The 24666-nt window shown below is 65.3% G+C and carries 23 protein-coding genes and 1 tRNA gene; all 24 read right to left on the bottom strand.

Annotation, left to right across the window (positions count from 1 at the left end; all coding sequences use genetic code 11):
- Positions 1-4: 4 nt before the first annotated feature.
- The 24 genes from nuoN to ftsH all read right to left on the bottom strand — a co-directional run bounded on the left by nuoN (position 5) and on the right by ftsH (position 24643).
- A complete protein-coding gene (gene nuoN / locus ACUVYZ_RS08605) occupies positions 5-1450 on the bottom strand; it encodes an NADH-quinone oxidoreductase subunit NuoN (protein WP_439934199.1) in 1446 nt (481 codons plus the stop codon).
- A gap of 12 nt (positions 1451-1462) precedes the next feature.
- Positions 1463-2947: an NADH-quinone oxidoreductase subunit M gene (locus ACUVYZ_RS08600; RefSeq protein ID WP_439934198.1), complete on the bottom strand. Its 1485-nt coding sequence runs from the start codon at positions 2945-2947 to the stop codon at positions 1463-1465.
- A gap of 39 nt (positions 2948-2986) precedes the next feature.
- Positions 2987-5008: an NADH-quinone oxidoreductase subunit L gene (gene nuoL / locus ACUVYZ_RS08595; protein WP_439934197.1), complete on the bottom strand. Its 2022-nt coding sequence runs from the start codon at positions 5006-5008 to the stop codon at positions 2987-2989.
- A 7-nt stretch (positions 5009-5015) separates the two neighbouring features.
- On the bottom strand, positions 5016-5321 hold the full coding sequence (gene nuoK / locus ACUVYZ_RS08590) for an NADH-quinone oxidoreductase subunit NuoK (protein WP_439934196.1): 306 nt from the start codon (positions 5319-5321) through the stop codon (positions 5016-5018).
- 60 nt (positions 5322-5381) lie between these two features.
- A complete protein-coding gene (locus ACUVYZ_RS08585) occupies positions 5382-5990 on the bottom strand; it encodes an NADH-quinone oxidoreductase subunit J (protein WP_439934195.1) in 609 nt (202 codons plus the stop codon).
- A 28-nt stretch (positions 5991-6018) separates the two neighbouring features.
- Positions 6019-6507, bottom strand: coding sequence for an NADH-quinone oxidoreductase subunit NuoI (gene nuoI / locus ACUVYZ_RS08580; protein ID WP_439934293.1), 489 nt, complete (start codon positions 6505-6507; stop codon positions 6019-6021).
- A 20-nt stretch (positions 6508-6527) separates the two neighbouring features.
- Entirely contained in the window at positions 6528-7553 is a 1026-nt protein-coding gene (gene nuoH, locus ACUVYZ_RS08575; RefSeq protein ID WP_439934194.1) for an NADH-quinone oxidoreductase subunit NuoH, read from the bottom strand.
- An 18-nt stretch (positions 7554-7571) separates the two neighbouring features.
- The gene (gene nuoG / locus ACUVYZ_RS08570; protein WP_439934292.1) at positions 7572-9947 is read right to left on the bottom strand and encodes an NADH-quinone oxidoreductase subunit NuoG; all 2376 of its coding nucleotides are present in this window, start codon (positions 9945-9947) and stop codon (positions 7572-7574) included.
- A gap of 31 nt (positions 9948-9978) precedes the next feature.
- Positions 9979-11292, bottom strand: a complete 1314-nt coding sequence (gene nuoF / locus ACUVYZ_RS08565; RefSeq protein WP_439934193.1) for an NADH-quinone oxidoreductase subunit NuoF — start codon at positions 11290-11292, stop codon at positions 9979-9981.
- Positions 11289-11768, bottom strand: coding sequence for an NADH-quinone oxidoreductase subunit NuoE (gene nuoE / locus ACUVYZ_RS08560; protein WP_439934291.1), 480 nt, complete (start codon positions 11766-11768; stop codon positions 11289-11291). The genes nuoF and nuoE overlap by 4 nt, the downstream gene beginning before the upstream one ends.
- A 22-nt stretch (positions 11769-11790) precedes the next feature.
- Positions 11791-13044: an NADH-quinone oxidoreductase subunit D gene (locus ACUVYZ_RS08555; protein ID WP_439934192.1), complete on the bottom strand. Its 1254-nt coding sequence runs from the start codon at positions 13042-13044 to the stop codon at positions 11791-11793.
- A gap of 77 nt (positions 13045-13121) precedes the next feature.
- The gene (locus ACUVYZ_RS08550) at positions 13122-13757 is read right to left on the bottom strand and encodes an NADH-quinone oxidoreductase subunit C (protein ID WP_439934191.1); all 636 of its coding nucleotides are present in this window, start codon (positions 13755-13757) and stop codon (positions 13122-13124) included.
- Positions 13758-13761: 4 nt separating this feature from the next.
- Positions 13762-14238 (bottom strand): NuoB/complex I 20 kDa subunit family protein, encoded by a 477-nt coding sequence (locus tag ACUVYZ_RS08545; RefSeq protein WP_439934190.1) that lies wholly within the window; start codon positions 14236-14238, stop codon positions 13762-13764.
- An 83-nt stretch (positions 14239-14321) separates the two neighbouring features.
- Positions 14322-14690 (bottom strand): NADH-quinone oxidoreductase subunit A, encoded by a 369-nt coding sequence (locus ACUVYZ_RS08540; protein ID WP_439934189.1) that lies wholly within the window; start codon positions 14688-14690, stop codon positions 14322-14324.
- Positions 14691-14824: 134 nt separating this feature from the next.
- Positions 14825-14909: transfer RNA gene (locus ACUVYZ_RS08535), tRNA-Leu, on the bottom strand.
- An 84-nt stretch (positions 14910-14993) separates the two neighbouring features.
- Positions 14994-15341 (bottom strand): preprotein translocase subunit SecG, encoded by a 348-nt coding sequence (secG, locus tag ACUVYZ_RS08530; protein WP_439934188.1) that lies wholly within the window; start codon positions 15339-15341, stop codon positions 14994-14996.
- An 11-nt stretch (positions 15342-15352) separates the two neighbouring features.
- Positions 15353-16108, bottom strand: a complete 756-nt coding sequence (gene tpiA, locus ACUVYZ_RS08525; protein WP_439934187.1) for a triose-phosphate isomerase — start codon at positions 16106-16108, stop codon at positions 15353-15355.
- Positions 16109-16301: 193 nt separating this feature from the next.
- Positions 16302-17093 carry a phosphate ABC transporter ATP-binding protein PstB gene (pstB, locus tag ACUVYZ_RS08520; RefSeq protein WP_439934186.1) on the bottom strand — a complete coding sequence of 264 codons (792 nt, stop codon included), beginning with the start codon at positions 17091-17093 and terminating at the stop codon, positions 16302-16304.
- 17 nt (positions 17094-17110) lie between these two features.
- Positions 17111-18043, bottom strand: a complete 933-nt coding sequence (gene pstA, locus ACUVYZ_RS08515) for a phosphate ABC transporter permease PstA (RefSeq protein WP_439934185.1) — start codon at positions 18041-18043, stop codon at positions 17111-17113.
- Positions 18043-18930: a phosphate ABC transporter permease subunit PstC gene (pstC, locus tag ACUVYZ_RS08510; RefSeq protein WP_439934290.1), complete on the bottom strand. Its 888-nt coding sequence runs from the start codon at positions 18928-18930 to the stop codon at positions 18043-18045. The genes pstA and pstC overlap by 1 nt, the downstream gene beginning before the upstream one ends.
- Before the next feature lie 153 nt (positions 18931-19083).
- The gene (locus ACUVYZ_RS08505) at positions 19084-20091 is read right to left on the bottom strand and encodes a PstS family phosphate ABC transporter substrate-binding protein (protein ID WP_439934184.1); all 1008 of its coding nucleotides are present in this window, start codon (positions 20089-20091) and stop codon (positions 19084-19086) included.
- A gap of 154 nt (positions 20092-20245) precedes the next feature.
- Positions 20246-21601, bottom strand: a complete 1356-nt coding sequence (glmM, locus tag ACUVYZ_RS08500; protein WP_439934183.1) for a phosphoglucosamine mutase — start codon at positions 21599-21601, stop codon at positions 20246-20248.
- Positions 21602-21822: 221 nt separating this feature from the next.
- Positions 21823-22656, bottom strand: a complete 834-nt coding sequence (gene folP, locus ACUVYZ_RS08495; RefSeq protein WP_439934182.1) for a dihydropteroate synthase — start codon at positions 22654-22656, stop codon at positions 21823-21825.
- Positions 22657-22747: 91 nt separating this feature from the next.
- Positions 22748-24643, bottom strand: a complete 1896-nt coding sequence (gene ftsH, locus ACUVYZ_RS08490; protein WP_439934181.1) for an ATP-dependent zinc metalloprotease FtsH — start codon at positions 24641-24643, stop codon at positions 22748-22750.
- Between the last annotated feature and the right edge of the window lie 23 nt (positions 24644-24666).

Below are 24666 nucleotides of genomic sequence, written 5' to 3'. Positions count from 1 at the left end.
CGTGTCAGAAGGCCCGCTGTACGGCGAAGACGCACAGCGCCATGAGGGGCTGGGGCAGGATTCCTAACGCGAGCACCGCCAGCCCGTTGGCACCCATCATCAGGCGCACGTCCGCCTGCGGGCGCAAGGGCTCCCCGGTGGCCGGCGGATCGAAATACATGAGCTTGACTATGCGCAGGTAATAGAAGGCGCCGATCAGGGCGAGCACCACCGCCGCGACCACCAGCCACACGAAGCCCGCCTCCAGGGCGGCCTGCAGCACCGAGAGCTTGGCGAAAAAGCCCACCGTAGGCGGCACGCCGGCCAGGGAGAACATGAGGATCAGCATGATGAAGGCATACCAGGGATTGCGCTGGTTCAACCCCTTGAAATCGTCCAGGTTGTCCGCCTCGAAACCTTCCCGGGAAAGGAGCATCACCATGCCGAAAGCCCCGAGGGTGGTGAGCACGTAGGTCACCACGTAGAACATGGCCGAGCTGTAGCCGTTCACCTCCCCCGAGAGAAAGCCCAGGAGCATGAAGCCCATGTGGGCGATGGTGGAATAAGCGAGCATGCGCTTGATGTTGCTCTGGGCAATGGCGGTGACGTTGCCGATCGCCATGGAGGCGAGCGCCAGGATCACCAGCATGCCCTGCCAGTCGGCGAACAGGGGTTGCAGGCCATCCACCAGGAGGCGCATGACGAAGCCGAATGCCGCCAGCTTCACCGCCGAGGCGATGAACAAGGTCATGGCCGTGGGCGCCCCCTGGTACACGTCCGGCACCCACATGTGGAAAGGCACCACCCCCAGCTTGAACGCCAGCCCCGCCACCACGAACACCAGGCCGAACACCAGCACGGTGCGCTGAGCCGCGCCGCCCTGGATGGCCGCCAGCACCTCGTCGAGCTGCAGGGTGCCGGTGGCGCCGTAGAGCATGGACATGCCGTACAGCAGCATCCCCGAGGCCATCGCCCCCAGGACGAAGTATTTCATCGCCGCCTCGGTCGCCACGGCGGAGTCCCGCTGCAGGGCCACCATGGAATACAGGCTCAGGGAAAGGAGTTCCAGCCCCAGGTACAGGACTAGGAAGTGGCTGGCGGAGACCATCACCATCATGCCCAGGGTGGCCAACAGGGCCAGGCCGAAGAACTCGCCCTTGAGCAGCCCGCGGGCCGACAGATACTCGCGGGAGTAGGTGAGCAGCACCGCCACCGTGATATAGACCGTGACCTTGAGCACGTCCCCCATGGGATCGTCCACGAACATGCCGTTCATGGTGTAGGCCCGCTCGGCGCCGGCGGTGGCGACGCTGAGCACGGCCGCGCCGAGCAGCGTGAGCTGGGTGAGGGCGTAGGTCGCCGCCTGGCGCTCGTCCTTGATCAGAAGATCGACCAGCAGGATCGTGCAGGCGGCGGCCAGGACCAGCAGCTCCGGAAGGACGGGAATCAGGTTGGGCACCTCGAAGCTCACGCCGAATCCTCCTTACAGCTTGCCGCGCGCTACGTGGGCGAGCAGCTCGTTCACCGAGGCATGCATCGCCTCGGTGAAGGGAAGCGGATAGACGCCCATTGCCAGCACCGCCGCAGCCACCAGCCCCAACACCAGCCCCTCCCGGGCCGAAATGTCCTTGAGCGCCGCCACCTTGGCGTTGGCGATGGCGCCGAATACCACCCGCTTGTACATCCACAGGGTGTAGGCGGCCCCAAGGACGAGGGTCATGGCGGCGAAGAAGGCATACCAGAAGTTGACCTGGACCGCGCCCATGATGACCAGGAACTCGCCCACGAAGCCGCTGGTCCCCGGCAGGCCGGCGTTGGCCATGGCGAAGAGCATGAACAAGGCGGCGAACACCGGCATGGTGTTGACCACGCCGCCGTAGTCGGCGATGAGGCGGGAGTGCAGCCGGTCGTACAGGACGCCGACGCAAAGGAACAAGGCCCCGGAGACGAAACCGTGGGAAATCATCTGCACGATCGCCCCTTCCACGCCGTAGGCGTTGAACAAGAAAAAGCCCAGGGTGACGAAGCCCATGTGGGAGACCGAAGAATAGGCGATGAGCTTCTTCATGTCCGCTTGCACCAGCGCCACGAAACCGATATAGACGATGGCAATGAGCGACAGGGCGATCATGAACTCCGCCAGAACCTGGCTCGCGTCGGGAGCGATGGGCAGCGACAGGCGCAGGAAGCCGTAGCCGCCGAGCTTGAGCAGGATCGCCGCCAGCACCACGGAGCCGCCAGTCGGAGCCTCCACGTGGGCGTCCGGAAGCCAGGTATGCACCGGCCACATGGGGACTTTGACCGCGAAAGCAGCCAGGAACGCGATGAATATCAGGATCTGGACCGTGAGCGGCAGCGGCAGCCGGTGGTAATCCAGGATGGAGAAGCTGCCCCCGGACTTGAGATACAGATAGATGAAGGCCACCAGCATGAGCAGCGACCCGAGCAGCGTGTAGAGGAAAAACTTGACCGCCGCATACACCCGGTTCGGGCCGCCCCAGACCCCGATGATGATGAACATGGGGATCAGCAGCGCCTCCCAGAACACGTAGAACAGTACCGCGTCCAGCGCGCTGAAGGCGCCGTTGATGAACCCCGACATGAGCAGGAACGCGCCCATGTACTGGGAAACGCGCTCCTCGATCACGCGCCAGCCGGCCAGCACCACCAGGGGCGTGGTGAAGCAATTGAGCAGGATCAGCCACAGGGAGATGCCGTCGATGCCCAGGTGGTAGTGGACGTTGAAGCGCTCGATCCACAGGTGCTTTTCCACGAACTGCATGCCGGCCATGGACGGGTCGAACTGGGTGTAGAGGGGCAGCGCCACCAGGAACCCGAGCACCGACCCCGCCAGGGCCAGGCGGCGGGCGAGCGCCGCCCTGCGGTCGTCGCCGGTGGCGAGGACGGCCACGCCGAACAGGATGGGCAGCCAGATGACGACGCTGAGCAAAGGAAGGCCAAAAATCATGGTGGTCCGGTTATCGTCGCGGCGGGTTCGAAAGCCCCTTCAAACCCCCCAACCCAGCCAGCGACCCAGGTAGTCGCGCAGGGTGAGCAAGAGGAAAACGCCGATGATCATGGTGAAGGCGTAGTGGTAGATGTAGCCCGACTGCAGACGGCGGACGACCGAGGAGAACCAGGCCACCATGTACGCCGAGCCGTTGACCATGAAGCCGTCGATCACCTTCACGTCCCCCACCTTCCACAGACCGGCGCCGAGCCGGCGGGCGCCGGCGGCGAAGAACCAGTCGTTGAACTCGTCGAAGCCGTACTTGCGCTCCAAGATCGCGTACAGCAGACCGGCCCGCTCCTTGACCAGCCCGGGCAGGTCGGGGCGGACGATGTACAGGTACCAAGCGGTGGCGATGCCGGCGGCCATCAGCCAGAACGGGGCCGTGAACACGGCGTGGGCCATCATGGCGAACGCCCCGCGGAATTCCTCGGCCATGTGCGCCAGCGCCCCGTGTTCAGGGGAGATGCGGATCGCCGGACCGAAATAATCCCCGAACAGGATCGGCCCGATCAGCCAGCCCGCCGCCACCGACGGCACGGCAAGCAGCACCAGGGGCAAGGTCACCACCCAGGGGGACTCGTGGGGCACGTGCACCTCGTGGTGCTCGTCGCCCCCATGGCCGCTGTGGGCCCCGTGGGGCTGCGGGTGGCGGAAACGCTCCGGGCCGTGGAAGGTGAGAAACAGAAGCCGAAAGGTGTAGAGCGCCGTCACGAACACGCCCAGCGTAACCGCCCAGTAGGCGAAGGTGGCGCCCGGACGGTCGGCCAAATGAACCGCCTCGATGATCGCCTCCTTGGAGAAGAAGCCGCCGAAGCCCGGGAAACCCACGTTGGCCAGTCCCCCGATCAGTACCGCCAGGTAGGTGATGGGCATGTATCTGCGCAGGCCGCCCATGCGCCTCATGTCCTGCTCGTGGTGCATGGCGATGATCACGGAGCCAGCGCCCAGGAACAGCACCGCCTTGAAGAAGGCGTGGGTCATGAGGTGGAAGATGGCGACCGAATAAGCGGAGGCGCCCAGCGCCACCGTCATGTAGCCCAGGTGGGAGAGGGTGGAATAGGCCACCACCCGCTTGATGTCGTTCTGCACGATGGCCACCAGTCCCATGAAGAAGGCGGTGATGGCGCCGATCACCAGGACCACAGACAGCGCCGTCTCCGACAGCTCGTACAGGGGCGACATGCGGGCTACCATGAAGATGCCGGCGGTCACCATGGTGGCGGCGTGGATCAGGGCCGAGATGGGCGTGGGGCCCTCCATGGAATCCGGCAGCCACACGTGGAGGGGAAACTGGGCCGATTTGCCCATGGCGCCGATGAACAGCAGCACGCAGATGACCGTCATGAGCAGCCAGGGCGAGCCGGGGAAGATCTCCACGACGCTCCCCGCCAGCTCCGGCGCCTTTTGAAACACCGAGACGTAATCCAAGGTGCCGAAGTGGTAGAACACCATGCCGATGCCCAACAGGAAGCCGAAGTCCCCCACCCGGTTCACCAGGAACGCCTTGAGGTTGGCGTAGATCGCGCTCGGGCGCGTGTACCAGAAGCCGATCAGCAGGTACGAAACCAGGCCCACCGCTTCCCAGCCAAAGAAAAGCTGCAGGAAGTTGTTGGACATGACCAGCATCAGCATGGAGAAGGTGAAGAGGGAGATGTAGCTAAAGAACCGCTGGTAGCCCGGGTCCTCCTCCATGTAGCCGATGGTGTAGATGTGCACCAGTAGGGACACCGCGTTCACCACCACCATCATCAGGGCCGAGAGGCGGTCGATCAGGAAGCCGATCTCGAAACGCGCTTCCCCGGAGGTGGCCCAAGTGTAGACCGTGCCGTTGAAGGTGTTGCCCTGGAGCACGTCCACGAACACCGCCACCGAGGCGGCGAAGCTCACCATCATGAGGGCGATGGTCACCCGGTGGGACCAGGTGCGCCCGATCAGCCAGCCGAACAGGCCCGCCACGAGGGAGCCGACGAGCGGTGCCAGCGGCACCAGGAGATAGATCTGCTGCATGCCGGTCATGGACGCCTCAGCCCTTCAGGTGATCCAGGTCCTCGACGTTGATGGTGCGCAGATTGCGGAACAGCACCACCAGGATCGCGAGACCGATGGCCGACTCGGCGGCCGCCACGGTCAGGATGAAGAACACGAACACCTGCCCGGCGATGTCGTCGAGGAAGTGCGAGAAGGCGATGAAGTTCATGTTCACCGCCAACAGCATAAGCTCGATCGCCATCAGCAGGATGATCACGTTCTTGCGGTTGAGGAATATCCCCACCACGGCGATGGCGAACAGGATCGCCCCCAGAACGAGGTACTCGGACAGCGTTATCAACGGCGCTCCCCTTTTCCTTTCAAGAAAGAATGAACCGGACCGGCACCCGGGTCCGGGCTTTCAGCCGCGTTCTTTTTCCGCCGGCATCGACACCAGCCGCACCCGCTCCTCCCGGCGCACCACCACCTGCTTGGCGGGATCCACGTACTTCGTGTCCTTGCGCCGGCGCAGCGTCAGCGCGATGGCGGCGACGATCGCCACCAGCAGCAGCACGGCCGCCAGCTCGAACGGGTACACGTACTCGGTGTAGAGCACGCGGCCCAGCTCCTTGGTGTTGCTGTACCCGGCGGGTCGCGGGGCCGGAGCCGGCATGGCTTCGGGGGCGAAATACTTGCCCCACAACACCAGCCCCATCTCCAGCACCATCAGGACCGCCAGGGCGGCCCCGAACGGAAACCAGCGCAGGAAGCCCTCCCGCAGCCGGTCGATGTTGATGTCGAGCATCATCACCACGAACAGGAACAGCACCATCACCGCCCCCACGTACACCAGCACCAAAGTGATGGCCAGGAATTCCGCCTCCAGCAACAGCCACAGCCCGGCCGAGGTGAAAAAGGCGAGCACCAGGAACAGGGCCGAGTGCACGGGGTTTCGCGCGGTGATGACCCGCAGGGCCGCGAACACCAGGATGGCGGCCAGGAAATAGAACACGAATTGCTGGAAAGTCATCTCGGGGCGTCTTCGTGAAATGTCCGGGCTAGCGATAGGGCGCGTCCGCCTCCCGGTCCGCCGCGATCTGCGCCTCGTAGCGGTCGCCGATGGCGAGCAGCATTTCCTTGGTGTACACCAGGTCGCCGCGCTTCTCCCCGTGGTACTCGAGGATGCGCGTCTCTACGATGGAGTCCACTGGGCACGACTCCTCGCAAAAACCGCAGAAGATGCACTTGGTGAGGTCGATGTCGTAGCGGGTGGTGCGGCGCGTGCCGTCGGCGCGCTGCTCGGACTCGATAGTGATCGCCAGCGCCGGGCAGATCGCCTCGCACAGCTTACAGGCGATGCAACGCTCCTCCCCGTTGGGATAGCGCCGCAAGGCGTGCAGCCCGCGGAAGCGGGGGGATTGGGGCGTCTTCTCCTCGGGGAACTGCACCGTAATCTTGCGCGCGAACAGATGACGGCCGGTGAGCATCATGCCCCTCACCAGCTCCAGGAGCAGGAAGGTTTTGAAGAAATCCCGAATGCGCTCGATCACGATCCTTCCTCCCGCAATCACCACACCCAGAGGGGCGTCTGCATGAGCGCCCCCACCAGCACGATCCACACCAGCGTCACGGGAATGAACACCTTCCAGCCGAGGCGCATGATCTGGTCGTAGCGGTAGCGCGGGAAGGTGGCGCGGAACCACAGGAACAGGAACACCATGAACGCCACCTTGATCAGGAACCAGACGAAGCCTGGTATCCAGGTGAACGGGGCGACGTTCAAGGGTGGCAGCCACCCTCCCAGGAACATCACCGAGGCGAGCGCCCCCACTAGGATCATATTGGCGTACTCGGCGAGAAAGAAGACGGCGAAAGCCATGCCCGAGTACTCCACGTGGAAGCCGGCCACGATCTCCGATTCCCCTTCCGCTACGTCGAAGGGCAGCCGGTTGGTCTCCGCCACCCCGGAGATGAAGTACACCAGGAACAGGGGGAACAGGGGGATCAGATTCCAGGACCAGAAGCCGGCCCCTTGCTGGCCCTTGACGATTTCCACCAGATTGAGGCTGCCCGCCACCATCAACACACCCACCAGAGCGAAGCCCATGGCGATCTCGTAGGAGACGATCTGGGCCGCCGAGCGCATGGCGCCCAGGAAGGCGTATTTGGAGTTGGACGCCCAGCCGGCGACGATGATGCCGTAGACGCCCATGGAGGTGAGCGCCATCACGTACAGCAATCCCGCGTCGATGTCGGCCAGCACCAGGTCCGGATCGAAAGGCACCACCGCCCAGGCCGCCAGGGCAGGCATGATGGACAGCACCGGCGCCAGCACGAACAGGACCTTGTTGGCCCCGCTGGGGATGACGATTTCCTTGAGCAGCAGCTTCAACGCATCGGCGATGGGCTGCAGCCACCCCTTGGGGCCCACCCGGTTCGGGCCGATGCGCACCTGCATGTAGCCGATCAGCTTGCGCTCGGCGTAGGTGAGGTAGGCCACGCACAGGAGCAGCGGCACCACGATCGCCACGATCTTGGCCAGGGTCCAGACCGCGGGCCAGGTGGGTCCGAAAAGGTCTTCGAAAAAGGTCATCGGCTTCGCCCTAGCGTCTCACGACGGCACGCGCTCCATGCTCACCGGGTCGAGCATGCCGCCCAGATCCCGGGTGAGGGAATGGGCCGCCGGCACCCGCACGCAGGCGTCCGGGAGGCGATCATCCCGCACCACTTCCAGCACCGCACTGCCCCCCGCTTGGACGATCCTCGCCCGGTCGCCTTCCTTGAGCCCGAGCCGCCGCATCAACGCGCCGCTCATCGACGCCACCGGCGGCGCCGCGTCGCGGGTTCGCTGCAGGCTGCGCGCCCGGCGCACGATCGGGTCGGCGTCGTAGATCCTCACTTCCCCGATCCGATACAGGACCTCGGCCGGGCCGTCCAGGTCTCCCAGGGGAAGGCCCTCGGCCCCGTTGTCCAGGTAGGCCGACACGTCCCCATCCGGCGGGAGCGCCTCGGCGCGCACCTCCTCGATGGTTTCGTAATCGAAGCCCGGCAGCCCTAGCAGGCTCCCCAGCACGCGCAACACCTTCCACGCCGGGCGGGCGTCTCCCTGGGGGCGTACCACGGCGTGGAACGACTGGATGCGCCCCTCCGTGTTGACGAAGGTGCCCGGGGTTTCGGTGAACGGTATGATCGGCAGCCATACATGGGCTCGCTCTAGAGCCGGGCTGCGGAAGCTCGTAAGGGCCACCGTAAACTCTGCGCTCGCTAGAGCGAGGTCCGCCTGGCGAGCGTCGTAGGCGTCCAGCGCCGGCTCCAAGTTGAGCACCAGGTAGGCACGGCGCGGCGCGAGGAGCATGTCCCGGGCGTTCATTCCCGGGGAGGCGGCGGCGCCCAGAGCGCCGCGATGGGGAATCGCCCCCGCCAGGTAGGCGCCCACACTATTGGCCGCTTCCCCCAGCACGCCGAAGCTCGCGCCAGAGAGCTCGGCGATCCACTGGGCGAGGAGGTGCAGTGTGCCGTAACGCGGATGGTGCTGGGCCAGGTTGCCCAGCAGCACGGCGGAAGCGTCGCTGCGGGCCAGGCTTTCGGCGATGGCCCGCGCCTGCGCAGAGATTTCCAGGGGCGCGATGGCCTGCTCCACCTCGGCGGGAAGCCTCCCGCCTTTCCCCTGGGCTAGGGCCTTGAGGATCTGCCCCAGAGCCTGGGCCATGGTCTGGGGCGCCACGATCATCTCCTGGGCAACCCGGGTCAACAGGTCGTCGCCCACGGGATTCACCAGGCTCAACTCGCCACCCCGCTTCACCGCCTGGCGCAACCGGTGGGCAAGGAGCGGATGATCCTTGCGCAGCGTGCTGCCCACCACCAGCACCGCCTTCAGCCGGTCCAGGGACGCCACCGGACGGCCCAGCCAGGGGGCGCCCTTGAGGTGGGGATCCAGGCTGAAGTCCGACTGGCGCAGCCGGTGGTCCACGTTGCCGGAGCCCAACCCGCGGGCGAGCTTCTGCGCCAGGTAGAGCTCCTCCAGGGTGCTGTGGGGGGAAAGGAGCGCCCCGAGGGCCTCCGGCCCGTGCTCTCGGCGGATCCGGTCGAAGGCCTGCGCCGTGAGCTCCAGCGCCTCCTGCCAGCTTGCCGGGACCCAGTCCTCGCCGCGCTTGACCATGGGTTCGGTGAGACGCTCCTCGCCGTGCAACGCCTCGTAGGAGAACCGGTCCCGGTCGGCCAGCCAGCACTCGTTCACTTCCTCGTTCTCCCGCGGCAGCACCCGCATCACCCGGTCACCCTTCACCTGCACCACCAGGTTGGCGCCGAGCCCGTCGTGGGGACTCACGGAACGGCGCCGGGCTAGCTCCCAGGGGCGCGCCGTGTAGCGGAAGGGCTTGCTGGTGAGGGCCCCGACAGGACAGAGGTCGATCACGTTGCCGGAGAGCTCGGAGTCCACCGTCTTGCCCATGAAGGTGAGGATCTCCGCGTGCTCGCCCCGGTGGGCCATGCCGAGCTCCATGATCCCGGCAATCTCCTGCCCGAAGCGCACGCAGCGGGTGCAGTGGATGCAGCGGGTCATGTCGGTGGCGATCAGGGGGCCCAGATTCTTGTTGGTCACCACCCGCTTGGGCTCTTCGTACCGGGACGCGGACATGCCGTAGCCCATCGCCAGGTCCTGGAGCTGGCATTCACCGCCCTGGTCGCAGATGGGGCAATCGAGGGGGTGGTTGATGAGCAGGAACTCCATGACTCCCGCTTGGGCTTTGCGCGCCACGGTCGAACGGGTGTACACCTTCATGCCGGAGGCGACAGGCGTGGCGCACGCGGGCAAAGGCTTGGGCGCCTTCTCCACCTCCACCAGGCACATGCGGCAGTTGGCGGCGATCGACAGCTTCTTGTGGTAGCAGAAGTAAGGGATGTAGATTCCGAGCTGGTTGGCCGCCTCCATCACGGTGCTGCCAGCGGGCACCTCCACCGGCTTGCCGTCGATTTCCAGCGCGATCATCACGTTCGGTCGATCCACCCGGCGCACCCCCTCAAATCGACGACTGCACCAAGCATCGCTTGTGCTCGATGTGGTGCTCGAACTCGCTGCGGAAATGGGTCACGAAGCTCTTGACCGGCAGCGCCGCCGCGTCCCCGAGGGCGCAGATGGTGCGCCCCAGGATGTTGTCCGCCACCGAGAGCAGCAGGTCCAGGTCCTCGGGCTTGCCGCGGCCGGTCTCGATACGGTCCACCACCCGGTAAAGCCAGCCGGTGCCCTCGCGGCAAGGCGTGCACTGGCCGCAGGACTCCTCGAAGTAGAAGTAGGACAGACGGCGCAGGGCCCGCACCATGCAGGTAGTCTCGTCCATGACGATCACCGCGCCGGAGCCGAGCATGGAGCCCGCCTTGGCGATGGAATCGTAGTCCATGTCGGTGGCGAGCATCACCTCGCCCGGCAGCACCGGCATGGAGGAGCCGCCCGGGATCACCGCCTTGAGCTTGCGCCCGCCGCGCACCCCACCGGCCATCTCCAGGAGCTTGGCGAACGGCGTGCCGAGCCGCACCTCGTAGTTGCCGGGGCGATTCACGTGGCCCGACACCGAGAAGATCTTGGTGCCCCCGTTGTTGGGCCGCCCCAGCGCCACGAAGGCGTCGCCGCCGTGGAGGACGATCCAGGGCACGGCGGCGAAGGTCTCCGTGTTGTTGATGGTGGTGGGCTTGCCGTACAGGCCGTAGGTGGCCGGGAACGGCGGCTTGAACCGGGGCAGGCCCTTCTTGCCCTCCAGGGATTCCAGCAGGGCGGTCTCTTCGCCGCAGATATAGGCGCCCCAGCCGTGGTGGGCGTACAGATCGAAGCTGAAGTCCGAGCCCAGGATGTTCCTCCCCAGGTAGCCCGCCTGATAGGCCTCCTCCAGCGCCTCCTCGAAGCGCTCGTAGATCTCCCAGATCTCGCCGTGGATGTAGTTGTAGCCCGTGCTGATGCCCATGGCGTAGGCGGCGATGGCCATGCCCTCGATCACGATGTGGGGGTTGTAGCGCAGGATGTCCCGGTCCTTGAAGGTCCCGGGCTCCCCCTCGTCGGAGTTGCACACCAGGTACTTCTGGCCCTGGTAGCCCTTGGGCATGAAGCTCCACTTGAGGCCCGTGGGAAAGCCCGCGCCGCCCCGACCGCGCAGGGCGGACTTCTTCACCTCGTTGATCACCGCCTCCGGCGGGATCTTCTCGGCCAGGATCTTCCTCAAGGCCTTGTAGCCGTCGCGGCTCTCGTAGTCCCTGAGGCGCCAGTTCAAGCCGTTCAGGCCCTTGAGGATGACGGCGTCGGGGCCGTAGACGTCTGGCGGGAACGGAGGCAGGGGCGCGTTCATTTACTGCGCAGCTCCTCGATCCAGGCATCCAGCTTGTCCGGGGTCATGAACGACATCATGCGCTTGTCGTTGTGCAGGCACACCGGCGCATCGCCACAGGCGCCGAAGCATTCGCCTTCCTTGAGCGTGAACTGCCCGTCCGGGGTGGTTTGGTTGAAGTCGATGCCGAGCTTTTTCTTCAAGCGCTCGGCGGCCTCCAGGGCGCCCTGCAGGGCGCACGGCAGGTTGGTGCAGAGAGTGATCTTGTGGCGCCCCACCGGCTCCAGGTTGTACATGGTGTAGAAGCTGGCCACCTCGAAGACCGCGACAGGCGGCATGCCCAGGTACTGGGCGACGAATTCCATGGTTTCTTTGGAGAGCCAGCCCTTTTCCTCCTGGGCGACGGTGAGCGCCGCCATCACTGCCGAGCGTCTCTGGTCGGGGGGGTACTTGGCCAGCGCCCGGTCGATCTTCGCCAGGGCCGCTGGGGAAAGCACCATGGGAGCGTTCATCTGGCCCTCACCGGTCGATCTCGCCGAACACGATGTCCATGGTGCCGATGATCGCCACTACGTCGGCGAGCATGTGACCCCTGGCCATCTCGTCCATCGCCGCCAGGTGCGGAAAGCCCGGGGCGCGGATCTTCATGCGGTACGGCTTGTTGGCGCCGTCGGAGATCAGGTAGATGCCGAACTCCCCTTTCGGCGCCTCCACCGCGGCATACGCCTCGCCTTCGGGCACGTGCACGCCCTCGGTGAAGAGCTTGAAGTGATGGATCAACTCCTCCATGTTCTCCTTCATCTTGACCCGCGAAGGCGGCGCCACCTTGTAGTTATCGATCATCACCGGCCCGGGGTTCTTGCGCAGCCAGTCGACGCACTGCCTGATGATGCGGTTCGATTGACGCATCTCCTCGATGCGCACCAGGTAGCGGTCGTAGCAGTCGCCGTTCGCCCCGACCGGGATGTCGAACTCCAGCCGGTCGTACACCTCGTAGGGCTGTTTCTTGCGCAGATCCCAGGCGACACCCGAGCCGCGCAGCATGGGGCCGGTGAAGCCCAGGGCCAGCGCCCGCTCCGGGGATACCACCCCGATGCCCACGGTGCGCTGCTTCCAGATGCGATTGTCGGTGAGCAGCGTCTCGTATTCGTCCACGCACTTGGGGAAGCGCTCGGTAAAGTCCTCGATGAAGTCGAGCAGCGACCCCTGCCGGTTCTCGTTGAGCTTTCTCACCTCCGCTTCGCTGCGGATGCTGGACGGCTGGTACTGGGGCATGCGGTCGGGCAGGTCCCGGTAGACGCCGCCCGGGCGGTAATAGGCCGCGTGCATCCGGGCCCCGGACACCGCCTCGTAGCAGTCCATCAAATCCTCGCGCTCGCGGAAGCAGTAGAGGAACACGGTCATGGCGCCGATGTCCAGGCCGTGGGCCCCGAGCCACAGCAGGTGGTTCAGGATGCGCGTGATCTCGTCGAACATGACCCGGATGTACTGGGCCCGGATCGGCACTTCGATCCCCAGGAGCTTCTCGATGGCCAGCACGTAGGCATGCTCGTTGGCCATCATGGAGACGTAATCCAGGCGGTCCATGTAGGGCACCGACTGGATATAGGTCTTGTGCTCGGCGAGCTTCTCCGTGGCCCGATGCAGGAGGCCGATGTGGGGGTCGGCCCGCTGGATCACCTCCCCGTCCAGCTCCAGGACTAGGCGCAGCACCCCGTGGGCGGCCGGGTGCTGGGGACCAAAATTGAGCGTGTAGTTCCTGATTTCGGCCATGCTCAGTAATCCTTCCCCGAAAGCACGGCTGAATTCAGCGTGTAATTGCGAATCTCAGCCATGGGCCGCCGTTATCCTCACTGGGCACCCGGTGCCCGGGGCGCTTCCTGGTTCCCGCCGATGTCCGCGTAGGTCTCTTCGCGGACGATGCGCGGCACGATCTCCCGCGGCTCGATGGTGACGGGCTGATAGATCACCCGCTGCAGGTCGGGGTCGTAGCGCATCTCCACGTAGCCGGACAGGGGGAAGTCCTTGCGGAACGGATGGCCGATGAAGCCGTAGTCGGTCAGGATGCGGCGCAGGTCCGGGTGGCCGGTGAAAACGATGCCGTACAGGTCGAAGGCCTCGCGCTCGTACCAGTTGGCTGCGGGCCACAGCTCCACTACCGAATCGAGCACCGGGAATTCGTCGCTCTCGGCGAAGGCGCGCACCCGCAGCCGCCAGTTGTAGGTCAGGGAGAGGAGATGATAGACGACGGCGAAACGCTGGCCCTCCCACAGGCCGTTCTTGTAGTCCCGGTAATCGACGCCGCACAGGTCGATCAGCTGCTCGAAACGCAACCGCGGATCGTCGCGCAGCGTGCGCATCGCTTCCAGCAAGTCCGTCGCGACGACGGTGAGAGTGAACTCTCCCAGCGCTCTTTTCAGGGACTTGAGCCTCGCCCCGAGGACATCCCGCAGGGCCTGGGCAAGCGTGTCGAGCCGGGAGGTCATAGGCTCAGCGGGCGATGGTGTTGGTGCGCTTGATCTTGTTCTGCAACTGGATCACGCCGTAGAGCAGCGCTTCGGCGGTGGGCGGGCAGCCGGGAACGTAGATGTCCACCGGCACGATGCGGTCGCAGCCGCGCACCACCGAATAGGAATAGTGGTAATAGCCGCCGCCGTTGGCACAGGACCCCATGGAAATCACCCAGCGCGGCTCCGCCATCTGGTCGTAGACCTTGCGCAAGGCCGGGGCCATCTTGTTGCACAGGGTGCCGGCCACGATCATCACGTCCGACTGGCGCGGGCTGGGTCGGAACACGACCCCGAACCGGTCCAGGTCGTAGCGGGAGGCGCCGGCGTGCATCATCTCGACCGCGCAGCAAGCGAGCCCGAAGGTCATGGGCCACAGGCTCCCGGTGCGGGTCCAGTTGATCAGCTTGTCCGCCGTCGTCGTGATGAAGCCCTTCTCCAGCAGGTTCTCAGCGCCCATGGCCTCTTACCTCCGGATCGCCAGTGGGAAGCGGCCCGCCGTCTGCCCGCGACTCCGGGCCTTTCCGCTCGTCACCGCACCGCCTACTCCCATTCCAGCGCGCCCTTCATCCACTCGTAAACGAACCCCACGACGAGGATTCCCAGGAACAACAGCATGGCGACGAAGCCAAACATCCCGATCTCCTTCAGCACCACCGCCCAGGGGAAAAGGAAGGCGATCTCCAGGTCGAACAGGATGAACAGGATCGCCACCAGGTAGTAGCGCACGTCGAACTTCATCCGGGCGTCCTCGAAGGCCTCGAAGCCGCACTCGTAGGGAGAGAGCTTCTCGCTGTCCGGGCGGTTGACGCCGAGGGCCGTGCTGGCGAACCAGCCTAGGGCGATGGGCAGCACGCCCACCGCGAGCCCCACCAGGATGAACATCAAGATCGGAAAATAGTTTTCGAGCATCCGCTTCCGCTTCTCGCCGCCGCACGGGCCCGGCGCGCCCTACCGTCCGGCGGCAAGGCCGCAGAGCACCACAGCATCAATTTAGAGCCGCGCCCGCACCCGGGAAGTTCCGAGGAACGCCGGGGAGAAACCTGTGGTGCCGACGGTGAGACTCGAACTCACACGGCTTTCGCCACCGCCCCCTCAAGACGGCGTGTCTACCAATTTCACCACGTCGGCGACATTGTTATTCGTAGGCTGGATGGGGACCCGCCCGGGCCAGGAATCCCGGCAACCGGCACTGTTGCTCGCCACCGGCGACCCCTATTTCGGTATCTCCTTCGCCTTGGACGCCTCCGTGCCCGGCGCCGGCACCTCGGACGGCGGCGCCACCGGCTTGCTCTGCATCGGCTGGTCGGCCATCACGCCCTGGCGTTCGGCCTTCTGACCGCTGAGATAGGCAAGCCCCATGCTGGTCAGAAAGAAAACCACCGCCAGGAGCGCGGTGCTGCGGCTCAAAAAATTGGCCGAACCGGTGGCGCCGAAGAGGCTGCCCGAAGCACCGCTACCGAACGCCGCGCCCATGTCCGCGCCCTTGCCGTGCTGGAGCAAAACCAGCCCGATGATACCCGCCGCGGCGAGCACGTGAATGACCAGGATCAAGATTTTCACGCTTTACCTCTCTACGCCTGGGCAGCCCGGCAGATGGCAACGAATTCCTCGCTCACCAGGGACGCGCCGCCGATCAACCCTCCGTCGATGTCCGGCATGGAGAACAAGGCCCGGGCGTTCGAGCCCTTCACGCTGCCGCCGTACAAGATGATGAGGCCGGCGGCCACCGCGCCGTCACGCTCCGCCACTCGGCGACGCAGGTAGGCGTGGACCTCCTGGGCCTGCTCGGGTGTCGCCGTCCTGCCGGTGCCGATCGCCCACACGGGCTCGTAGGCCAGGACGCAACCGCTCAAGGCCGCGACGCCCAAGCTGTCCATCACCGCCTCGAGCTGGCGGGCCACCACCGCTTCGGTCTCACCTCGCTCCCGCTCCTCCAGCCTCTCCCCCAGGCAGACGATGGGGGTCAACCCAGCTTTCAGCACCGCCTCGCCCTTGGCCGCCACCAGGGCGTCCGATTCGCCGTGGTAGGTGCGGCGCTCCGAGTGACCGACGATCACGTAGCGGGCACCAAACTCGGCGATCATCCGGGCCGAAACCTCGCCGGTGAAAGCCCCCTTCGCGTGCCGGCTGGCATCCTGCGCCCCCCACAATATGTGGGTCCCAGACAGCAGCTCTTGGGCCTGCTGGAGGTAGGGGAACGGAACACAGACGGCCACGTCGACCCGGTTGAGCCCTCGGGTCGCAGGCACGACGGCCGTCAGCAGCGACCGGTTCTCGGCCAGGCTTCCGTGCATTTTCCAGTTGCCTGCAACGAGCTTTCGGCGCATTCGGACCCGATCCCTTAAAACTAAGAAATGTTACCCGCTCAGCTATATAGGGTCAACCGAAAAGCCGGGAGGTCGCCGTCCGCGGTCCCCAAAGTTCTTCTCCCGAGATCGGGACAGGTCGGCGCATGCCTCGGCGGCGCCGCCGGGATGCCGTAGGGGAGTGACCTCCCGCTGCGGAGCGTGGGCGACCGGTTCAGCCGAACCGGCCCGTGATGTAGTCCTCGGTCTGCTTGTTCTTGGGCTTGATGAACAGCTCGTCGGTCGGGCCGAACTCGATCAGCTCGCCCAGGTACATGTAGGCGGTATAGTCGGAAATGCGGGCCGCCTGCTGCATGTTGTGGGTGACGATGAGGATCGTGACCTTTCTTTTAAGCTCGGCGGTCAGCTCTTCGATGCTGGCGGTGGCGATGGGGTCCAGGGCGGAGGTGGGCTCGTCGAACAAAAGCAGCTCCGGGTTCGTGGCCAGGGCCCGAGCGATGCACAGGCGCTGCTGCTGGCCGCCGGAGAGGTTGAAGGCCAGATCGTCCAGGCGGTCCTTCACCTCCTCCCACAGGGCCGCACTGCGCAGCGCCTCTTCCACCTTCTCGTCCAGCACCGCCTTCTGCCGTACGCCCCTCACCCTCAGGCCGTAAGCGACGTTTTCGTAGATCGACTTGGGAAAGGGATTGGGCTTCTGGAACACCATGCTGATGCGCATCCGCACCTCGATGGGGTCCACCTTGGGGCTCAGGATGTTCACGTTGTCCGGGTGCAGGTGGATCTCGCCTTCGTACCGGTTTCCGGGGTAGAGGTCGTGCATGCGGTTGAACGACCGCAGGAAAGTGGACTTGCCGCAGCCGGATGGGCCGATCAGCGCTGTGATCTGGTACTCGGCGATCGGCATGTTGATGTTCTTGAGGGCGTGATAGGTGCCGTAGTAGAAGTTGAAATTCCGCACCTCGGCCTTGATCGGGGTGCCGGCGGGGGGCGGAGTCATGACCGTCATCGGGGCGTTCCTCCTGCTTACCACTTGATCTTCTGGCGGATCCGGTAGCGCAGATAGATCGCCAGGGCGTTCATGAGCAAGGTCATGACGATGAGCACGACGCCGGCGGCCGCCGCGTTCACCAGGAACGCGGATTCCGGTCTCGTCACCCAGTTGAACATCTGGATCGGAAGGACGGTGAATGGGGAAAACAGCCACTCGAAATTGATGAACGGCGGCTCGCTAGAGATGGGCGATGGGGGCAGGAAGGCGATGAAGGTGAGCGCACCGATGGTGATGACCGGCGCGGTCTCCCCGATCGCCCGGGCGAGCCCGATGATCACGCCGGTGAGAATCCCCGCCGACGAATACGGCAGGACATGGTCCGACACCACCTGCCACTTGGTGGCGCCCACTGCGTAGGCCGCCTCCCGGATGGCTTGCGGGACGGAGCGGATCGCTTCGCGGGTGGCCACGATGACCACGGGAAGAATCAGCAGGGCGAGGGTCAGTCCGGCAGACAGGATACTCTGCCCGAATCCCAGCGCGTAAACGAAGAGCCCCAGCGCGAGCAAGCCGTAGACGATGGACGGGACTCCGGCCAGGTTGGTCACGTTGATCTCGATCAGGGCCGTGATCCAGTTCTTGGGCGCGTATTCCTCTAGATAGATTCCTGCTGCGACGCCGAGAGGGACCGCGGCGAACAAAGTGACCAGCATCACCAGGGAGGTGCCGACCCATGCCGAAAGGATGCCGGCCTGCCCGGCCCGGCGCGACGGAAAGCTGGTAAGAAAATCCCAGGAAATCCTTGGCACCCCGTCGATCAGCAAATCGATGAACAGCGCCAACAGGGTCAGCACGCCCACCATGGTCGCCAGGATTCCGAGCAGCACAAACAGATGATCTCCCAGCTTGCGGCGGCCGATCATCCGGCGGATGGCTTCCAGGTCTCGCGGGTGCGGATGCGCCATCAGTAGGCCTCGCGGAAACGTTGGCGCAAAAGGTGTCCAAGCACGTTGAACCCGAGTGTCAGCACGATCAGCGTCAGCCCGGCGGCGAAGATGGTCTGGTATTCAAGAGAACCGTGGGGGAGATCGCCAAGGCTAACCTGCACGATGTAGGCGGTCAGCGTCGCCGCCGGCTCCATCGGATTCCAGGTGAAGTTGGGCTGCTGCCCGGCGGCGATGGCGACTACCATGGTCTCCCCGACCGCCCGCGATATGCCGAGCACGAATGCGGCAACTACTCCGGAGGCGGCCGCCGGCAGCACGACGCGCAGGGCCGTTTGCAGTCGCGTCGCCCCCATGGCGAAGCTGCCCTCGCGCATGGCCATGGGCACGGCCCGCATGGCGTCCTCGGACACCGACGAGACGTAAGGGATGATCATGATCCCGATCACGATGCCGGGGCCGAGCATGTTGAACCCCTGCAGGTCGGGGATGAACTTCTGCAGCAGCGGCGTCACGAACAGCAAGGCGAAATAACCATACACCACGGTCGGCACGCCCTCGAGCATCTCGAGAAAAGGCTTTACCACCTCCCGCACCGAATGCGGCGCGAACTCGCTCAAGTAAAGCGCGATCACGATCCCGAGGGGAACCGCCACCGCCAGCGCCACGCCCGCCACCACCAGCGTCCCCGAGAGCAGGGGGAGGATCCCGAAGTGTTTCTCGGTGAAAAGCGGCGTCCATTGGGTATCAGTCAGGAATTCAACGATGGAAACCTGCTCGAAGAAGCCGATCGATTCGTAGACCAGGATGACTACGATGGCAATGGTGGTCACAACAGCCGAGAACGCCGCCAGGAAGAGCGCGGATTCGATAAGTCGCTCCTTGATGTTCCGGAAGCGCCGGTGCATCAGGCGATTGTTCGCCAGGGCAGCAGCCGTCTGTTCTGACGTCGCGGGGACCACGGTGCTCATGGGGGATGACAAGCGAAGTCGTTATTATGGCAGACGGCGCGGGGTAGTAAAAAGCCGGGGGATGCTCCCCCGGCTTTTTGTCACTGGCAGTTACAGCTTGGCTTCGCGCTTGAGGAGATCTTCCACCGCCACCCCCACTTCGGCTTCGCCGCCGAACGCGGTCCCCAGCTTCCTGTTCTTGAAGTTTTGCATGGCCAGCTCGTAGGCCGCCTTGGGAAGATCCACGTAGCCCACCTCCTTGGCGAGCTTGCCGGCGTGGGTCAGGTAGAACTCGACGAATTGCCGGACCTCGGGCTTCGCCAGCGACTTCTCGCTCACGTAGATGAAGATCGGACGGGAGAGGGGCTGGTAAGTGCCCTTGTTGACCGTCTCGATGGAGGGAGCGACCGCCGGGCTCTTTTCGTCCATTTTGATCTTGACCGCCTTCAACTTGTCCTTGTTCTCCACGTAGTAGGCAAGCCCCAGGTAACCGATGGCGTTCACATCGCGGCTGACGAACTGCACCGTCACATTGTCATCTTCCGTTGCCAGGTAATCGCCCCGACTGGCCTTCGCCTTTCCGTTGACCGCCTCGGTGAAGTAATCGAAGGTGCCCGAGTCCGCCCCGGCGCCGGCCAGTTTGAGGGGCGCGTCGGGAAAGCTCTCGCGAACCTGCTTCCAGCTGGTTACCTTGCCCTGGGAATCCGGGTGATACATCTTCCTCAGCTCCCCTACGGTCAGCTCTTCGGCCCAGGTGTTCTTCGGGTTGATGATCACTGTGAGGGCGTCGAAGGCAACCGGTAGTTCGATGTACCGAATGCCGCTCTTCTGGCACTGCTCCATCTCACTCTTAAGGATGGGACGGGAGGCGTTCGAGATGTCGGTCTCCCCGCGGCAGAACTTCTTGAAGCCGCCGCCGGTGCCGGAGATGCCGACGGTCACCTTGTACTTGCCCTTGGTGGACTTTTGAAACTCTTCGGCCACCGCCTCCGTGATGGGGTAGACCGTGCTGGAGCCGTCGACCTTCACGATGTCGGCATGGGCGAAGGGCATCGCGCCGAAGGAGCCGGCCAGAAACGCCGCCGCACCGAGCCATTTGTACCCTGTCGCTATATGCATGAATCGTTCTCCTCGTCTGGTTACGTAAACGTGCAAACCGAATCCTACGCCTGCCCGGTTACAGTTTCGTGACAAACGGAAGGCCGTAGCGTCCAGCGCCCGGGTGTGTATATAAGCTATTGAATTTAAATTTAATTTTTATGATGGGGGGGCTTCAGCCCGCCGCTTCCCGCACCGCGTCGGCCAGGTTCTGGGCGAGCCGGGCCACCTGCTCCCGGGAGCGGCCCTCCACCATGACCCGGATGACGGGTTCGGTGCCGGAGGCCCGCAGCAGCACCCGGCCGTCCCCGTTCAGCAGCCGCTCGGTTTCCGCCACCGCCGACTGGACCCGGGGGTCGCGGCGGAAATCGAACCCCCGCTCCACTCGCACGTTGACCAAGACCTGGGGATAGAGGAGGAGCTCCCGGGTCAGCTCGGCCAAGCTTTGTCCCCGCCCGCGAATCGCGTGCAGCACCTGCAGGGCGGAGACGATGCCGTCGCCGGTGGTGTGCTTGTCCAGGCAGATGATGTGGCCGGAATTCTCGCCCCCCAGCTCCCACCCTTCCCGCAGCAAGAGCTCCAGCACGTAGCGGTCCCCCACCTTCGCCCGCTTGAAGGGAACGCCGCGCTCGGCAAAGGCCCGCTCCAGGGCGTAGTTGGTCATGAGGGTGCCCGCCACGCCCCCGTCCAGGGTCCCCAGCGCCCGGCGCAACAGGGCGATCACGTAGAGGAGCTGATCCCCGTCGTAGAGTCGCCCTTCCGCGTCCGCCATCACCACCCGATCCCCGTCTCCGTCGAACGCGATCCCCAGGTCCGCCCCCTGGTCGCGGATCGCCCGCTGGAGGGCCTGGGGGTACAAGGCACCGGCCTCCTGGTTGATGTTCAGGCCGTCCGGATCGGCGCCGATGGCCACCACGTCGGCCCCCAACTCATGGAACACGTGGGGGGCGACGTGGTAGGTGGCGCCGTGGGCGCAATCCACCACCAGCCGCATCCCCCGCAAGTCGAGCCGGGAGGGGAAGGTGCTTTTGCAAAACTCGATGTAGCGCCCGGCCGCGTCGTTCACCCGCCGCGCCTTTCCCAGGCCCGCCGAAGGCATGGTGTCCAGGGGCTCCTCCAGGGCGGCCTCGATCGCTTCTTCGGTCTCGTCGGCGAGCTTGAAGCCGTCGGCGGAAAAGAACTTGATGCCGTTGTCATCGTAGGGATTGTGGGAGGCGCTGATCACCACCCCAGCCTGCAAGCGCAAGGCCCGGGTGAGGTAGGCCACCGCCGGCGTGGGCATGGGGCCGGAGAGCATCACGTCCACTCCCGCGGCCGAGAAGCCCGCCTCCAGGGCAGCCTCCAGCATGTAGCCGGAAATGCGGGTGTCCTTGCCGATCAGCACCGCCGGCCGCTCCCCCTTGGGGAGGGAAGAGCGGGCGAGAAGCGTTCTTCCCGCCGCGTAGCCCAGCCGCATCACGAAATCGGGGGTGATGGGCGCCTCCCCGACCCGTCCCCGTATTCCGTCCGTTCCGAAATACTTTCTTTTCATACGCCGCGCCGCCCGTGACTGACGAACGGCATCAATCTACTCTACCCGCCTTCCGGGAACAATCGCCTGACTTCCCGGCGAGCCGCCGTCAGGCGCAAGGGCCGGTCCGCCCCATCCCGGCCTGGCCCGGAATTCATGCCGGCTGGGCCCGGGGCGTCCCTTCAAGACCGGGCGGGAAATGATGGGGAGGTAAGGGAAAGGCGGCTGCGGATGCCACTTTTTCAGGCAGCGCCGGCAACGGCCGCCAGGACCGCCAGGGCGTCCCGGGTGGCGGCCACGTCATGGACCCGCACGATGTGGGCGCCCCGCTCCACCGCCAGGACCGCGGCGGCGAGGCTCGCGGCCAGGCGCTCGTTCACGTCCCGGCCGGTGAGCCTGCCCAGCACCGACTTGCGCGACAGCCCCACCAGCACCGGGACGCCCAGGGCGGCGAACACCGGCAGGTTGCGGAATAGAGCCAGGTTGTGGGAGCGGTCCTTGCCGAAGCCGAAGCCGGGATCCACTACGATGCGGCTGCGTTCGATGCCCGCCGCCTCGGCGGCCGCCACCCGTTCGGCCAGGAAGTCCCGCACCTCCCGCACCACGTCCCCGTAGGTAGGGTTCACCTGCATGGTGCGCGGCTCGCCCTGCATGTGCATGAGACACACCGCCACGTCGCTTCCCGCCACTGCCTCCAGCGCCCCCGGGGCCCGCAGCGCCAGGATGTCGTTCACCATGGCCGCGCCGACGCCGATCGCGGCGCGCATGACCTGGGGCTTCATGGTATCCACCGACACCGGCACCCCCAGGGCCACCACCGCCTCCAGCACCGGCATCACCCGCCGCAACTCCTCTTCCACCGGCACCGGTTCGGCTCCCGGCCGGGAAGACTCCCCGCCGATGTCCAGGAGATCGGCCCCCTCCTCCACCAGTCGGCGGGCGTGATCGATGGCGGCCTGGGCCGACAGGTATCGACCGCCGTCGGAAAAAGAGTCGGGGGTGACGTTGACCACCCCCATGACCAGGGGGCGCGAAAGGTCCAGGGTGAACCCGCCGCAGCGCAAAGACCGGTTCATAGGGAGGAGAGCGGCGGGAGGAAGGAGGAACCGGGCTGGAGGCTCGAGTTCATGCCACCTTCCCTCCTTGGCAGCCGTCGCTTCCCGGCGCTCAGGTCTCCTGGGCCGGCCGGGTGGTGGGAGAAGCGCTGGGCTTGTTATCGTGGGACGCGGGGGCCGCGGGCGCCGGGGCCACGGCCGGCTTGGGCGGCCGCGGCGGGCGGCCTTCCATGATGTCGTTGATCTGGTCGGCGTCGATGGTTTCCCACTCGAGGAGCGCCTTAGCCATCAGCTCCACCTTGTCCCGGTTCTCCTCGATCAGCCGCCGCGCCAAAGCGTACTGCTGGTCGATGATGCGCCGGATTTCCTGGTCCACCTTCTGCATGGTGGCCTCGGACACGTTCTTGTGAGTCGTGATGGAGCGGCCGAGAAACACCTCACCCTCGTTCTCGCCATACACCATGGGACCCATCACCTCGCTCATGCCCCACTCGGTGACCATGCGCCGAGCCATGTCGGTAGCCTTGCGGAAGTCGTCGGACGCCCCCGTGGTCATCTGGTTCATGAAGATTTCCTCGGCGATGCGGCCGCCGAAGAGCACGGCGATCTTGTTGAGGATGTACTCCCGGTCGTAGCTGTAGCGGTCCTCTTCCGGCAATTGCATGGTCACCCCCAGCGCCCGCCCCCGCGGGATGATGGTCACCTTGTGCACCGGGTCGGTCTTGGGCAGGAGCTTGGCCACCACCGCGTGGCCGGCCTCGTGGTAGGCGGTGTTTCTGCGCTCGTGCTCGGGCATGACCATGGAGCGCCGCTCGGCACCCATCATGATCTTGTCCTTGGCCCGCTCGAAATCCTCCATGTCCACGAGCCGCTTGTTGGCCCGCGCCGCAAAGAGGGCCGCCTCGTTCACCAGGTTGGCGAGGTCCGCGCCCGAAAAGCCCGGCGTGCCCCGGGCGATCACGTCGGGGCGCACGTCCGGCGCCACCGGCACCTTGCGCATGTGCACCATCAGGATCTGCTCGCGCCCGCGGATGTCGGGCAGGGGTACTACCACCTGCCGGTCGAAGCGACCGGGCCTGAGCAGGGCCGGGTCCAGCACGTCGGGCCGGTTGGTGGCCGCGATCACGATCACGCCGGAAGTGGACTCGAAACCGTCCATCTCCACCAGTAACTGGTTCAGGGTCTGTTCCCGCTCGTCATTGCCGCCGCCCAAGCCGGCACCCCGCTGGCGCCCCACCGCGTCGATCTCGTCGATGAACACGATACAGGGAGCGTGCTTCTTCGCCTGCTCGAACATGTCGCGCACCCGGGCGGCGCCCACGCCGACGAACATCTCAACGAAGTCGGAGCCCGAGATGCTGAAGAAGGGCACCTTGGCCTCGCCGGCGATCGCCTTGGCGAGCAGGGTCTTGCCGGTGCCCGGGTTGCCCACCATGAGCACCCCGCGGGGAATGCGCCCGCCCAGCTTCTGGAACTTGCCCGGGTCGCGCAGGAACTCCACCAGCTCCGCCACCTCCTCCTTCGCCTCCTCGCAGCCCGCGACATCGGCAAAGGTGACGGTGTTCTGGGATTCATCCAGCATCCGCGCCCGGCTCTTGCCGAAGGAGAAAGCCCCGCCCCGGCCGCCGCCCTGCATCTGGCGCATGAAGAAAATCCACACGCCGATGAGGAGCAGCATGGGAAACCAGGAGACGAAGATATTCATGAGCAGCGACGGCTCCTCCTCGGGCTTGGCCTCGATGATCACGCCGTTTTTGAGCAGATCGCTCACCATCCACGGGTCGGAGGGGGAATAGGTGACGAAGCGCTTGCCGTCGGTCTTCACCCCCTTGAGGGTGCGCCCCTCGATGGTCACCTTGGCGATGTGCCCCGCCTTCACCTCCTCGATGAACTGGGAGTAGTTCATCTGGGCCTGGGGCTGCTGGCGGGTGCTGAACTGGTTGAACACGGTCATCAGCACCAGGGCAATGACCAGCCAGATGGCGATGTTCTTGACGAGATTGTTCAAAGCTGCTCCTGAAAAAGATGCTT

It is taken from the genome of Pelomicrobium sp. P1 (assembly GCF_052805615.1).
The sequence above is the reverse complement of the archived record's forward strand: the minus strand, read 5'-3'. Positions and strand labels throughout refer to the sequence as shown.

Bases quoted from the DNA above. Each gene is read 5' to 3' on its own strand.
- pstB (WP_439934186.1), bottom strand. From the start codon at position 17,093: ATGACGGTCATGACTCCGCCCCCCGCCGGCACCCCGATCAAGGCCGAG.
- nuoG (WP_439934292.1), bottom strand. From the start codon at position 9,947: ATGATCGCGCTGGAAATCGACGGCAAGCCGGTGGAGGTGCCCGCTGGC.
- nuoL (WP_439934197.1), bottom strand. From the start codon at position 5,008: ATGACCGGCATGCAGCAGATCTATCTCCTGGTGCCGCTGGCACCGCTC.
- pstA (WP_439934185.1), bottom strand. From the start codon at position 18,043: ATGGCGCATCCGCACCCGCGAGACCTGGAAGCCATCCGCCGGATGATC.
- nuoH (WP_439934194.1), bottom strand. From the start codon at position 7,553: ATGACCTTTTTCGAAGACCTTTTCGGACCCACCTGGCCCGCGGTCTGG.
- ACUVYZ_RS08555 (WP_439934192.1), bottom strand. From the start codon at position 13,044: ATGGCCGAAATCAGGAACTACACGCTCAATTTTGGTCCCCAGCACCCG.
- glmM (WP_439934183.1), bottom strand. From the start codon at position 21,601: ATGAAAAGAAAGTATTTCGGAACGGACGGAATACGGGGACGGGTCGGG.
- ACUVYZ_RS08505 (WP_439934184.1), bottom strand. From the start codon at position 20,091: ATGCATATAGCGACAGGGTACAAATGGCTCGGTGCGGCGGCGTTTCTG.
- folP (WP_439934182.1), bottom strand. From the start codon at position 22,656: ATGAACCGGTCTTTGCGCTGCGGCGGGTTCACCCTGGACCTTTCGCGC.
- ACUVYZ_RS08545 (WP_439934190.1), bottom strand. From the start codon at position 14,238: ATGGGCGCTGAGAACCTGCTGGAGAAGGGCTTCATCACGACGACGGCG.
- ACUVYZ_RS08550 (WP_439934191.1), bottom strand. From the start codon at position 13,757: ATGACCTCCCGGCTCGACACGCTTGCCCAGGCCCTGCGGGATGTCCTC.
- ACUVYZ_RS08585 (WP_439934195.1), bottom strand. From the start codon at position 5,990: ATGACTTTCCAGCAATTCGTGTTCTATTTCCTGGCCGCCATCCTGGTG.
- tpiA (WP_439934187.1), bottom strand. From the start codon at position 16,108: ATGCGCCGAAAGCTCGTTGCAGGCAACTGGAAAATGCACGGAAGCCTG.
- ACUVYZ_RS08540 (WP_439934189.1), bottom strand. From the start codon at position 14,690: ATGCTCGAAAACTATTTTCCGATCTTGATGTTCATCCTGGTGGGGCTC.
- pstC (WP_439934290.1), bottom strand. From the start codon at position 18,930: ATGCACCGGCGCTTCCGGAACATCAAGGAGCGACTTATCGAATCCGCG.
- ACUVYZ_RS08600 (WP_439934198.1), bottom strand. From the start codon at position 2,947: ATGATTTTTGGCCTTCCTTTGCTCAGCGTCGTCATCTGGCTGCCCATC.
- nuoF (WP_439934193.1), bottom strand. From the start codon at position 11,292: ATGAACGCGCCCCTGCCTCCGTTCCCGCCAGACGTCTACGGCCCCGAC.